Raw genomic sequence first — 13,236 nt, 5'->3', positions numbered from 1 at the left:
AATCTTTTCTTAACAATAACACGAAACCTTTTGCATAATACAAATCTAAGAACTTTTTGAGCTGATTCAGGGAAAAAAGCCGCTTAACTTGCTATAAGCGGCTTTCATATCTTTGCTTTTAATTCATTGTCCCGCGGTCGACCTGCTCACCCAATTGACCCATATTGGAAGTCACCTTTTGAGAAACGTCGCAAAGAGCCTCGATGGCGTTTGCTTTGTTTTGTCCAAGCTGTGTAACTACATCAGTAAACGTCATTTCCATTTCTCTGAGAATAGCGAACGCCGCAAGATTATATAATTGGACATTCGCATAACTTGTTGCATTGAAAATGGCTTGATCAAGGTATGGGCGGAAATTTGAAACAAGGGATGGAAATTGAAACATGAGCCTTTCCGCCCCATCTCTGATCCCTTCAACAGTAGCAGCCATCTCATCCAATGGTTTAAGCGTGTTATGGACATAAGCAGTAATCTTATCATCAAAATCCGTAAAAATGCCGATTAGTTTTCCAGGCAGTGTGTGGTTCATTCCAAGGTTCGCTGCTCCTTTTATTGCTGCAGAAATACCCTCAAGAGTTATTTCAATAAACTCTGCGAGCGTTTTTAAAGCAACGATGAACGGAAAAACCTTTATATATGCAAAACTCTTAAATGCAGTGAACGCCACATCAAGCTGCACCTCTTTGATGCGCATGCCCACTTTCAAATAAGGAGACTCCTCTAAGACAAAGGAAGTTGTTTTTTGGACAGGAACTGCTTCATCTGCTACCTCTGTCCCTGCTCTTATGTTTCCTCCTATTGATTGATCTCTGCTCTCAAATGAATCAGCTGTACCATTTACTTGAGCACTGAATTGTTCAATATGTTCAACGAGTTTATCTTTGTTTCCATTTATTATGTCAAAATGAGCTCTAAGTTCTCCTACTACTGCATCATACCAAAGGTCCGTTCCACCTTTGAACAGATCCGGAATCAGATCAGATATCATATTCCCGAGCATTCGAGAGAGTCCCTCTACTTCATCTCTTATCTCATAAAGCTGATTCCTGGCTTTTCCGAATAATCCTTCTACATTGACATCAACATTAAACATGTGCTCCACAAGTTCGGCCGGTGGGGAATTTAAAACAGAGTTAAGAGATCTGCAATATGCTTCCGCGCGCTCCAGCAGTGAAATCAGATTATCTATTTCTCCTTTTAAACAGCTGCCTGCAGATGTAATCCCAATAAAAAGAGGATCACCAATCGAGTTTTCAAATGACTCCTCAAAAATATGCTGCAGCATGGAAATCCGTTCATACAGCCTGCTTCCCTCATCTTCAATAATTTCTACAGAATTTGCGAGATAATCTTTTGCTGTTGCAATCCTTGCCTTTACCTGACTGTCTATCCTTTCAGCAAGCACGATGAGATTTTCTTTATTGATCTCAATGTAATCTGTATTTCCTCCATAGAGAGGACTTCCGGTCCAGAGGCTCGTCACAATATGCGTATCGGCATCTATAAAAATTTCTCCCTCTCCAGTCTGCCCTGGCATACCAATTTTATAAGATTGAGAACCGTCTTCTTTTCGTAAGTACCCTGTATGGTTTGTCCCTAAATGTTCAAACGAAGGTACTGGGATTCCATTGAAAATTTCATACTGATGGCCGGGAATTCGGGAATGAAGGTCAAGACCAGACAGTCCTTTTGTTAAAGGGTCATAGCTGCTGAAGTAATTTGTAATATTGCTGTATTCCATGTCAGGTTCCATCATGCCTGCAGGAAGGAGGGCAGGATTCAGAGTAACTGCTTTTACATCAGGGTGTTCAATGGCGATTGACCCAACAAGAGCTCCGCCGAGGGAATTCCCTGACATCGACTTGATTCCGCCGGCACTCTGATATTTCTGATCCATTTCATTGAAGTAATCTCTGGCATCAGCAATCTGTGCCGGTGTCAGATCGCTCATCAGTTGGAGATCTGTCAGGAGATCTTGTTTTTGACTCGGGTTCGTGCCGACGTAGACGACGGAGACTTCTTTATTTTCCATGTTTACAACTGTTAATGCATTCAATCCCGTTGCTTCATTATTCTTTGTATTCAATACTGTATAATTGGAATCATTTATCTTTAGTTTGGTTCTAACATCATAATTCATATAAGCATGATAGCCAGCTAATTCCATTAAGTCTTTATCACTTGTTGGCGGTGCAAAAACGTTTGTTGTAATGCGAGACATCTAATCCCTCCTCTCACTCTCTAATAATGTCATTTGGAAATGATCTCTCTAATGAATTGTCTTTGACTCCACGCGAATTTGTCTTATCTACGAGATTATCATTTAAATAAACACTATAGGAGCCTTTAGGCAGACCTATTGTCTTTTCAATACCAGAAACGATTTTGTCAAATACTGCTTTGTTAGGTTCAGCGTTTTTATCTTCCATATAAAGATAAACCGTTGTAATAATATCTTCTGGCTCATACATATCTTTGCTGTAAAAAGCCTTCCATTCCTCAGAACTTTTTTGAGGATCTTTCAAATATTCATCAAAAAGAACGTCAAACTTATCTCCTGCAGTATTTATATAATAATACGGGGTGCTAAATCCTCCAGCACGTACTTTCTGTAAAGCCTCTCGAGTAATACCGGTTACCGGATGTTCACTTACTGCTTTTTCCATGTATTGATCAAGAACAGCTATCTCCTCATCAAAAATCATAGCGAATAAGCCAGTCATGATCGCATCTTCTACCTGACCTTCTTGAGACTCAACCTTATCAGTTAGAATCTTCTCTTCATTTACATCAATCGGCACAATGGCAAAAGTATAAAAATGCGGCTCACCAACGGACTCCACAAATACCGTTGCTCCGTCTACAGCTCCTACCACGTTGTGCACTTTCACCTCTGTCTTATATGTATCCTGAAAGAACGCCTTCACTGCCTGGTCAATCTCTTCACGATTTGCTTCGGCAATTTTGTCGGTCTTCTCGCCGTTATCAAGCTCATACCCTTCTCCCTTGTAATCTTGGACACTTACATACACATCTTCCGTTTGCTTTTCATGTTGTGCTGCTGTTTGTTTTTCAGTCTCTTTTTCAGTCCCTGCGTTATTCATGTCAGAACACCCTCCGAGCATTAATGATAAACCCACGCTTGATATGATTAGTTTCTTTTTATAGTTCACTCAGTTGTCCTCCTATTGGATGGCATCGAATCAATGATTTTCTTTTATTTTATAGGAATAAGGAAGGTTTTTACATGAAGGATTGGACTGAAGAGAGGAAATAAGTCTATGCTCACAGCTGTAAGTGAGAGCGGCCAATACTTTCTAACTAGTAAAGCTAAAGATATCCGCACTATTCAATTGTATAAATACCCCATATTTAGAATTTTCAAGCATGTCAGTTGAGCTTTTGCTTAAAGAAAAAGGACTTCCCCAAACGGAAAGCCCTTTCTACTATTCCTCTATTTCATCATTTCTTTTACAAGTTCCCTGTTCCGCTCTTTAAACACTTCATTGTGGGAGGACACCATTGCTGATTTGTGTGCATCCGGCTGTATGTACTGCTTTGCTTTGTTTACGGCATTTGCCGCATCCTGAAAAGCTCCGGCGATTAAATGCAGCTTCCCGCTGTGCATGAGGATGTCACCTGCAGCAAAAAGACCTTCAACAGATGATTCGCTCGACTCATTGCCGGCAATATAGAACTCTTCTGCAAGCGCAATGTTCAGCTGGCTGTTTTGAAGGAGCGCCGCATCACGTTCATACCCATGATTAATGATGACTTCATCAATAGATAAATAAGAACTTTCTCCAGTTTCATGATTCGTCAGTTCCACACGCTCAATTCTTTCATGATCTTCAGAGGCCATCAGCTTTGTAATGGATGTGTGAAATAAACACGAAGCTGTACTGTTCATCAGCTGCGTCACCTGTGCTTCATGTCCTTTTAATGCATCCTTCCGGTAGACGACATATACTTTTTTGGCAACTGGCTCTAATTCAAGCGCCCAATCAATGGCTGAATTCCCCCCGCCTGATATGATGACGGTTTTATCCTTAAAACGCTTTAATGATTTTATAGTATAGTTCAAGTTTGAGACTTCAAATCTCTCTGCCCCTTCAATTTCGAGCTTCTGAGGATTCAAGATCCCCCCGCCCACTGCTGCAATAACGGTTTTAGAATAATGTGCGCGTCCGGATGCAGCCTTCAGCACGAAAATGCCTTCTTCATTTTTTGAGATGGATTCTACTTTTTCATTCAGCACTACTTCAGGATGAAACGTTAACCCCTGTTTAACGAGCTGCTCAATTAATTGTGCTCCGGAAATGGGAGTAAGGCCTCCTATATCCCAGATCATTTTCTCAGGATACACATGAACTTTTCCGCCGAGCTGCGGCTGATATTCAATTATCTTTGTTTTCATTTCTCTCAGTCCGCTGTAAAAAGCCGAATAAAGCCCCGCAGGACCGCCCCCTATAACTGTCACATCAAATATTTCATTCCCCACCACACTCAACACTCCCTTAGCGTAAGACTCTATATAATAGGATGCCACTTCCACCCAATCATCATTGATTATCATTCTCAATTAAATATATCGTGTTTTCTTGGTTTTGACAAGACAAACAGCTATTGACAATAGTTAAAAAGAATTATAGACTTTTCTTGTTCGATATTGATAATCATTATCAGTAATTATTTCCAATTTTTCAGCAAATGGAGGGGGAAAAATGGTTCGCCTACTTACCGAGTCAGTAAACATTGGCTATGGTGAACGTCTAATAGTAAAAGATCTTAGCGTCTGTATTCCTGATAAAAAGATCACAACCATCATCGGTCCAAATGGCTGCGGAAAATCCACCTTGTTGAAAGCGATTACCCGCATTATTTCTCTTCAGTCTGGAGACGTCGTGCTCGACGGTAAATCCATTTCTAAAGAACAAACAAAAAAACTTGCAAAAAAAATGGCGATTCTGCCCCAAACACCTGAAAGCGCCGCCGGCCTTACAGTTGGCGAGCTTGTCTCATATGGCCGATTCCCCCACCAAAAGGGCTTCGGCAGATTAACTAAGAAGGATTATGAGATCATTCAATGGGCTCTTGAGGTGACGGGTACAGCCGACTATAAATTCCGTCCTGTCGATTCGCTGTCAGGCGGTCAGCGCCAGCGCGTATGGATTGCTATGGCCCTCGCACAGGAAACGGAAATTATCTTTCTTGACGAGCCTACTACATATCTTGATATGGCTCACCAGCTTGAAGTGCTTGAGCTTCTGCAAACATTAAATGCTGAGCAGGAACGAACCATTGTCATGGTTCTTCACGATCTAAATCAGGCGGCCCGCTTTGCAGACTATATCATTGCTCTAAAAGACGGGGAAATTGTCAAAGCCGGAACATGTGAAGAAGTCATTTCCCGCGATGTGCTAAAAGAAGTTTTTCATATTGATGCGGTGATTGGAAATGATCCGCGCACAAATAAACCAATGTGCATGACCTATAACTTAATAAAGGGAGAAAAAGAAAATGAAGAAATTAATGATTCCATTTCTGCTGTTGCTCTTAGTCCTGCTTAGTGCATGCGGCAATGAAGCAGCAGAAGAAAAAGGTGCGGATAAAAAAGAAGAAAAAATCACCATCACTTATGAATCAGAATCTGGTCCAGTTGAAGTGCCGGCAGATCCCAAGCGCGTTATTGTCCTTTCCTCTTTCGCAGGAAATGTCATGGCGTTAGATACAAAGCTTGTCGGAGTTGATTCATGGTCAAAAATGAATCCCCGCTATGAAGGTTTAGAAGGTGTTGAAGAAGTGACAGATGATAATCTGGAGAAAATCATTGAACTTAATCCGGATTTGATTATCGGCCTTTCAAACATCAAAAATATTGATAAGTTAAAAGAAATCGCTCCAACTGTTACGTATACTTACGGAAAAGTTGATTACTTAACACAGCACCTTGAAATCGGAAAACTTTTAAACAAAGAAAAAGAAGCTCAAGCCTGGATTGATGACTTCAAAAACCGCGCACAAACTGCAGGTGAAGACATTAAAGCAAAAATCGGCGAAGATGCAACGGTATCAGTTATTGAAAACTTTGATAAACAGCTCTACGTATTCGGCGACAACTGGGCTCGCGGCACAGAAATTCTTTATCAGGAAATGAAATTGAAAATGCCTGAAAAAGTGACCGAAATGGCATTGAAAGACGGATTTTATGCCATCTCTGCAGAGGTTCTCCCTGAATATGCAGGAGATTATATGATTTTCAGCAAAAACTCAGACGGGGATACTTCCTTCCAGGAGACAGAAACATACAAAAACATTCCTGCAGTCAAAAACAATCAAGTATTCGAAGCAAACGCAAAGGAATTCTATTTCAACGATCCAATTTCATTGGACTACCAGCTTGAATTCTTTAAGAAAAGCTTCCTTGAAAACTAATATTCAGAAGAGGGATTCTTACTTTAAGAATTCCTTTTCCTTTATTCCAAAAAGAAGAGAATGATGGATGATGAAAACGTACATGTTTATATTGAAAATGGCTGCAGGAATTCTCGTGTTTCTTGGTGCTTTCGCTGCAGCGATGATCTTCGGAGCAGCAGATACAACGTTAAATGATGTATGGCTCGCCATGACGGGAGCAGAACTTAGCGATAAAGCCACCATGATCCGTGAAATTCGCCTTCCGCGGGAGGTTGCAGCTATTGCTGTCGGGGCAGCTCTTGCCGTATCTGGCGCCATCATGCAGGGGCTGACGAGAAACCCTCTGGCTGATCCTGGATTAATCGGGCTCACAGCCGGCGGTACAGCTGCGCTTGCCATTACCCTTGCTTTCATTCCAGGCGTGAACTACTTCGGCATTATGATTGCCTGTTTTATTGGCTGTGCCGTTGGAGCGGCGATGGTTTTAGGCATAGGCTCTATGAAAAAGGGCGGTTTCTCTCCTATGCGGATTGTTCTGGCCGGAGCAGCCGTGTCTGCTTTTCTCTTTGCGGTTTCTGAGGGAGTCGGGATTACCTTTAAGCTTTCAAAGGATGTGTCCATGTGGACTTCCGGCGGTATGGCTGGAACATCCTGGAGCCAGCTGCAGTTCATTATTCCGTTTATTGCAGGTGGCATCCTCATTTCCCTGATGCTTTCCAGACAGCTGACCATTCTTAGTTTAAGTGAAGAGGTAGCCGTCGGACTAGGGCAAAAAACGGTTGCCATTAAGGGGATTTTGTTTGTTGTTATCGTCTTGCTTGCAGGTGCAGGCGTTGCCCTTGCCGGCAATTTAGCCTTTGTCGGACTGATGGTTCCTCATATCGTGCGGGCAATCGTCGGGACGGACTACCGGTACATCATCCCGATGTCCGTCATCATGGGCGCTTCATTCATGCTGCTTGCAGATACTGTCGGCCGTACCGTCAATGCCCCGTATGAAACACCAGTCGCTGCGGTGGTTGCCGTTCTTGGTCTGCCTTTCTTTCTCTTCATTGTCCGTAAAGGAGGCCGTCATTTCACATGATTCATACTGCACTAATTAAAAAACAGCGCATTATTATATTCATCCTGCTTGTCCTGCTTTTAACAACAATCGCTGCGGGAATGGGGCTCGGCTATGCCTCTCTCTCTTATGACAGGCTGCTTCCGGTGCTATTCGGGCAAGGGACATTTAAAGAAGACTTTATTCTCTATTCCATTCGCCTGCCGCGGATCATCATCACGATTCTTGCAGGAATGGCACTTGCTCTCTCAGGTGCCATTTTACAGGGTATCACAAGAAATGACCTCGCAGATCCAGGCATTATCGGCATAAATTCTGGAGCAGGAGCTGCGATTGCAGTCTTCTTCTTATATTTTCCGATTGATGCTGGGTCATTTGTCTATATGCTTCCTTTAGTTGCATTTGCAGGAGCTTTACTGACTGCCGTGCTTATCTATGCTTTTTCGTATAGCCGTTCTGAGGGCATGCAGCCTGTTAAGCTTGTTCTGACCGGTGTGGGATTTTCTATGGCACTCTCAGGATTAATGATCGTCCTTATTTCATCTGCGGAACGTCAAAAAGTTGATTTTATTGCCAAGTGGCTTGCGGGAAATATATGGGGCGCAGACTGGCCATTTATTTGGGCCACTTTGCCGTGGGCAGCCATCCTCATTCCCTTTGCCCTGTACAAAGCAAACAGGCTGAACCTTCTCGGCATGAGTGAAGCTGTGCCAATCGGCCTCGGTGTATCCATTGAAAAAGAAAGAATCATCCTGATGCTGACAGCAATTGCATTGGCAGCATCAGCCGTCTCGGTTACAGGCGGCATCGCTTTCGTCGGGCTCATGGCTCCGCATATTGCAAGGGCTCTTGTCGGACCTCGAAATCAGCTCTTTCTGCCTGTGGCCATTCTGATTGGTGCCTTTCTCCTGCTATTAGCGGATACGATTGGACGGAACATTATCGAACCCGAGGGTATACCTGCGGGGATTATGATTGCGCTTATCGGCGCACCCTATTTTATGTATTTGCTTATGAAAAAGTAGGATAAATAGCATAACAACATGTAAAAGCTGAAGATCTCTTCAGCTTTTTTGTTTGCGTCTCATACAGGGATAGGAACATAATATTGGCCCTCTCTGCGAAAAATAAAAGGATAATTATCCTTTTACAAATCCTACTTGTGCAGGATTGACTTGGTTTTTTGGTTTGATATAGTTTTAGGATGCTAAAGAGAGAAAGCAGAATTTGAGTATCTGCCAAAGGAGTGACTCCTGTGAAAAGCATACAAAGCCGCCTGTTGATTATGCTTCTGATTTTCATCATTCTGCCGTATTTCCTATCTGTTTTTTTCATCTATACCTACACAAAAAATAGTGTAGAGCAGCATGAACTTGAAAACAGCCGGGATCAGCTTCAGAAGAATGCGGAGGAGCTGGAGCAGTATTTTGACGGCATGATTGATTTCCCTTATATCCTTTACCGGGATCCTGATCTGTTCCGGATTTTTAACAACGGCTTTGAAGACTCCATTTATTTCAGCCCCAAGACAATGGAAAAGAGTCTCGAAACCTTTTATCTGATGAGAAACGAAATCCGGCAAATCCGGTTCTATATTGATAAAAACAAAGAATCGTTCACGCTGTACAATGCGATGATCAGCACACGCAGACACCAGCCGGATTTTCTTGATCAGAGTCCGATCAAAGAGCTGTATACTTCTGACTTGAACTATTTGATTGAACCGCCCCGCCCTCTTATCAATTACAACAACGCAGCGATTGTTCCAAAGTCAGATAAAACGATGGTGATGACGTTTCATCATAAAATTACAGACGTTCTCTCTAAGAGATTCCTCGGTATTATCACCATCGACATTGATTTAGGGGGCTATGCCCGCATTTGCAATAACCTTGTCCAAGGTGATGCATCTTCTGTTTTGCTGATAGATTCACAAGATCGAGTCCTATATGCAAATAAACGTTCCTTGATTGGAAAGCCCCTTCCTGAAGGTGAAAAGCAGCGCCTGGACGGAAACAGGAGCAGGCAGGATGACGATATTCTGCTTTCTAAGGAGCTATCAGGCTCATTAAACGGCTGGAAGCTGATTAAAATTACGTCAAGTCAGTCCTTATATGAAGATGTCCGGAAAACCGCATACACCAATATTCTTGTCGGCATTGGCGTTGGATTGCTTGGTCTTCTGATGATAGGTATTATCTCAAACCGAATTACCCGCCCGATCGCAAAGCTGAGCAGCAAAGTCCGCTCCATTGAAGGCGGAAATATGAATGTTCCGTTTGACGATGCCAGAGAAGATGAAATCGGTCATCTGGAGTCGCACATGAAAGATATGATGAACCGGATCAATTCCCACATTGACCGTGAATATAAGCTTGAAATTGAAAACAGGAAAAACCAGTTCAGAGCGTTAAAATCACAAATTAATCCGCATTTCTTATTCAATGCTCTGCAATCGATCGGTGCAGTTGCCTTAAGGTCGAATGCTCCAAAGGTGTACCAATTGCTGACCTCCCTGTCCAAAATGATGCGCTACTCTCTGCAGGCGGATCAATGGGTGCGGATCAGGGATGAAGCAGATTACACAAAAGCGTATCTCTCCCTTCAAACCGAACGTTTTGGCAAAGACGTCAGCTATTCGGTCGAGATGGATGAATCTATTCTGGATATGACTATACCAAGCATGATTCTGCAGCCGCTCGCTGAGAATTTCTTTAAACACACGTATGAGGAAGGCTACAGCAGCGCTCATTTGTCCATTACCGGGAAGAAACATGAAGAATATCTTTACTTTACTGTTGAGAACGATGGCCCTGGTCTCACAGCAGAGGAGCTGCAAACTCTGCGGAACCATATTTATACACCGCCTTACGAAGGAACCTATTCACACGAGCATATCGGCCTTAAGAATATCCGCGACAGACTGCTCCTGCGGTATGGGCAAAGTGCCGAAATGATGGTTGATTCAATAAACGGAAAAGGTTTTTCCGTCAGCATGAAAATTCCGATAGAGGTCTCCCCAATATCATGAAGACTTAGGCAAGGAGTTGAACACGGTGAAAGCACTGATTGTCGACGATGAATTCAATGTGCGGGACGTCCTCCGCCATTTAGGCCAGTGGGAACAATACGGAATCACCAAGCTGCTCGAGGCAAGCAACGGCAAGGAAGCGAAAAAATGGATTGAAAAAGAGCAGCCTGAACTGATCTTTACAGATATAAAAATGCCCGGTATGACCGGTATGGAACTGATTGAGTGGCTTGATTCGATTTCCTATCCGGGAAAAGTGATTTTTATCACTGGATATAATGATTATTCCTATATGCGCAAGGCCATCCAGCACAGCAGCTTCGATTATTTGCTGAAACCGATTGAGTATGAAGCGTTCAATCACACGCTGAAAAAATCCGTACAAGCATGGAAAGACGACTTCGAGCATGCAGAAGTGCTGGAAGATGCAAAAAAACTGCGGAGAAATCAGCTGGCGACTGCAATCTGCCTTGGTGACCGTTCAGATGCCGACAGCCTGGCCGAGTTTCTTCCTGAATCAGCAGGCTATGAGCTCTCACTGCTTTCTTTTTACCAGATGCACAATCCGGATTCTTATATAGAAAACCTTTCAGATGAGCTGATGGACCGCAGAGTGGGAAATGCCTTTTCCCTTCAGACAGATCTTAACCTCTGCCTTGTGATCACGATCTGCGACCAGTGGCTGTCTGTTGAAGAATATATCAGCCGGGAGTTCGACCTGCCTGTAAGGCTTGTAACAGGAGAACCGATTGAGTCTTTATCACAAATCAGGGCGGCTTTTCAGACCTTGGAGAAAAAGCTTGAGGAACAAAATTTCAGATCAATCCACCGTTTGGATGAAATCGATGCTGCCCGGCGCATGGAGGACATCGTTTCTTATGTTAAAACCTATTATATGGAGGATTTGAGTCTGGAAAAACTGTCGAATGTCTTCTTTTTAAGCCGCGAGCATATCTCACGGAAGTTTAAGCAGGAAACTGGAATGACCCTTTCCAAATACATTACAGAGCTTAGAATCTGCCAGGCAAAATCTTGGCTGCAGGAAACGGACAAAAGCATCTACTCGATCTCAACCATGCTCGGCTATCAGGATGAAATCTACTTTTCAAAACTGTTTAAAAAGGTTGTCGGCATGACGCCGTTTGAGTTCAGGAAGGAAACGACATGATGAAAAACACGTTCTTATCCCTCTTTTTAATGGTCAGTCTGCTTCTTTCGGCATGCCAAAATGAAGCCCAGCCAGAAAAAATAGAAAAGAAAGACCCGGAAATCACACTTGATCTTAGGAATCCCAAAATAGAGGTCTCCACTCAATTTGAGGAAATGACGCGTGCTTATGAGCGGGAGAATCCCAATGTCAATATCCGGGTGCATACCGTTGGGGGCGCGATGGATGACCTGGCCGATTTGAAGGCGGAAATGGCGACTGGCACCGGGCCGGATATTTTCACAAACACCGGCTTTGAAAATACCATACTGTGGCAGAACTTTCTAGAGGATCTCTCCGGTGAGCCCTGGGTGGATCAGGCCTACCAGGAAGCACTGACCCCGGTGACATTGAACGGTAAGGTTTTCGGAATGCCGATTAACCTTGAAGGCTATGGGTTTATTTATAATAAGGATCTGTTTAAAAAAGCCGGCATTGCAGAACCGCCTGACACTCTAACTAAGCTGACAGCAGCTGCAGAAAAACTGCAGAAGGCTGGCATCACTCCGTTTGCAACAGGCTACTATGAAGACTGGAAGCTTGGTGATCACCTGATGAATGTCGCATTCGCCCAGCAGGAAAATACAGAGGAGTTTATCCAAAACCTGAATAACGGAACGGAAAAAATTACGACCAATCAAAATTTTAACGATTTGCTTAACTTGCTCGACCTCACCTTAAAGTTCGGAAATGATAACCCGCTGACTACAGACTACACGATGGAAGTAAATCTTTTCACTTCCGGTAAAGCAGCGATCATTCAGCAGGGCAACTGGATTCAGCCGATGATCGATCAGGCTGCGCCGGACATGAACATCGGCTTTATGCCGATCCCAATTAATGACCGGCCTGTAAAGGAAGCACTTGTCGTCAGCGTTCCAAACTATTGGGCCGTGAACAAGCAGGCCAGCCCTGAAAAGAAAAAAGAAGCCAAAAAATTTTTAAACTGGATGGTGTCTTCCGAGCAGGGCAAACGGTACATGACGGAAGAATTCAAATTCATTCCCGCCTTCCATCACATCAACTCGGATGATCTTGGTCCACTTGCAGAAGAAACGATTCAAAATTACAAAAAAGGCAACACCGTCCCTTCTAACTGGTTCGACTTTCCCGTCGGAATCCGGGAAGAATTCGGCGCCGCCACACAGCTCTACGTCGGAAAACAGCTGAACCGCACGCAGCTGCTCAATGAATATCAGAAGTCCTGGGAGAGATTTTCGAAGGAATAGGCATACCATGTTGCGGGTGGTATGCTTTTTCCTGAGGAAGACAAAGTTGTTTCACAAATGCTGAAAAAGGTGCTGCAAAATCAGGTTTGGCGCACTTTTCTTTGGTATTTCCGGTGAAGATAGTGTTTCAAAACCGCGTTTAGCGCACTTTCTTTGGCACTTCCGATGAAGATAGTGTTTCAAAACCGCGTTTAGCGCACTTTCTTTCACATTTCCGATGAAGATAGTGTTTCAAAACCGCGTTTAGCGCACTTTCTTCTGCATTTCCGATAAAGATAGTGTTTCATAA

Annotated in this window: 10 protein-coding genes; 7 read left to right on the top strand and 3 right to left on the bottom strand. The window is 43.3% G+C overall.

Going from position 1 to position 13,236, the window contains the following annotated elements:
- Nucleotides 1-118 precede the first annotated feature (118 nt).
- The 3 genes from QLQ22_RS01705 to QLQ22_RS01695 form a co-directional block, all read right to left on the bottom strand.
- Nucleotides 119-2,221: an SA1320 family protein gene (locus tag QLQ22_RS01705; RefSeq protein ID WP_284015886.1), complete on the bottom strand. Its 2,103-nt coding sequence runs from the start codon at nt 2,219-2,221 to the stop codon at nt 119-121.
- Between the two features lie 13 nt (nt 2,222-2,234).
- Nucleotides 2,235-3,173, bottom strand: coding sequence for a DUF1672 family protein (locus QLQ22_RS01700; protein ID WP_284015885.1), 939 nt, complete (start codon nt 3,171-3,173; stop codon nt 2,235-2,237).
- Between the two features lie 281 nt (nt 3,174-3,454).
- Nucleotides 3,455-4,501, bottom strand: coding sequence for an NAD(P)/FAD-dependent oxidoreductase (locus tag QLQ22_RS01695; protein WP_423246220.1), 1,047 nt, complete (start codon nt 4,499-4,501; stop codon nt 3,455-3,457).
- Between the two features lie 223 nt (nt 4,502-4,724).
- On the opposite strand from QLQ22_RS01695, the gene QLQ22_RS01690 reads away from it, so the two are divergent.
- The 7 genes from QLQ22_RS01690 (at nt 4,725) to QLQ22_RS01660 (ending at nt 12,947) form a co-directional block, all read left to right on the top strand.
- Nucleotides 4,725-5,570 carry an ABC transporter ATP-binding protein gene (locus QLQ22_RS01690; RefSeq protein ID WP_284015883.1) on the top strand — a complete coding sequence of 282 codons (846 nt, stop codon included), beginning with the start codon at nt 4,725-4,727 and terminating at the stop codon, nt 5,568-5,570.
- Nucleotides 5,521-6,435 (top strand): iron-hydroxamate ABC transporter substrate-binding protein, encoded by a 915-nt coding sequence (locus QLQ22_RS01685; protein WP_284015882.1) that lies wholly within the window; start codon nt 5,521-5,523, stop codon nt 6,433-6,435. Before QLQ22_RS01690 ends, QLQ22_RS01685 begins: the two co-directional genes overlap by 50 nt.
- Before the next feature lie 67 nt (nt 6,436-6,502).
- Complete coding sequence (locus tag QLQ22_RS01680; protein ID WP_223439056.1) at nt 6,503-7,501, top strand: FecCD family ABC transporter permease; 999 nt, start codon at nt 6,503-6,505, stop codon at nt 7,499-7,501.
- Nucleotides 7,498-8,505, top strand: a complete 1,008-nt coding sequence (locus QLQ22_RS01675) for a FecCD family ABC transporter permease (protein WP_223439055.1) — start codon at nt 7,498-7,500, stop codon at nt 8,503-8,505. Before QLQ22_RS01680 ends, QLQ22_RS01675 begins: the two co-directional genes overlap by 4 nt.
- 230 nt (nt 8,506-8,735) lie before the next feature.
- A complete protein-coding gene (locus QLQ22_RS01670; protein ID WP_252207915.1) occupies nt 8,736-10,511 on the top strand; it encodes a cache domain-containing sensor histidine kinase in 1,776 nt (591 codons plus the stop codon).
- Between the two features lie 25 nt (nt 10,512-10,536).
- The gene (locus QLQ22_RS01665) at nt 10,537-11,679 is read left to right on the top strand and encodes a response regulator (protein ID WP_223439053.1); all 1,143 of its coding nucleotides are present in this window, start codon (nt 10,537-10,539) and stop codon (nt 11,677-11,679) included.
- Nucleotides 11,676-12,947, top strand: a complete 1,272-nt coding sequence (locus QLQ22_RS01660) for an ABC transporter substrate-binding protein (RefSeq protein ID WP_284015881.1) — start codon at nt 11,676-11,678, stop codon at nt 12,945-12,947. Before QLQ22_RS01665 ends, QLQ22_RS01660 begins: the two co-directional genes overlap by 4 nt.
- Nucleotides 12,948-13,236 lie beyond the last annotated feature (289 nt).

It is taken from the genome of Metabacillus hrfriensis (assembly GCF_030127205.1).
Lineage (GTDB): Bacteria > Bacillota > Bacilli > Bacillales > Bacillaceae > Bacillus_P > Bacillus_P dongyingensis.
The sequence above is the reverse complement of the archived record's forward strand: the minus strand, read 5'-3'. Positions and strand labels throughout refer to the sequence as shown.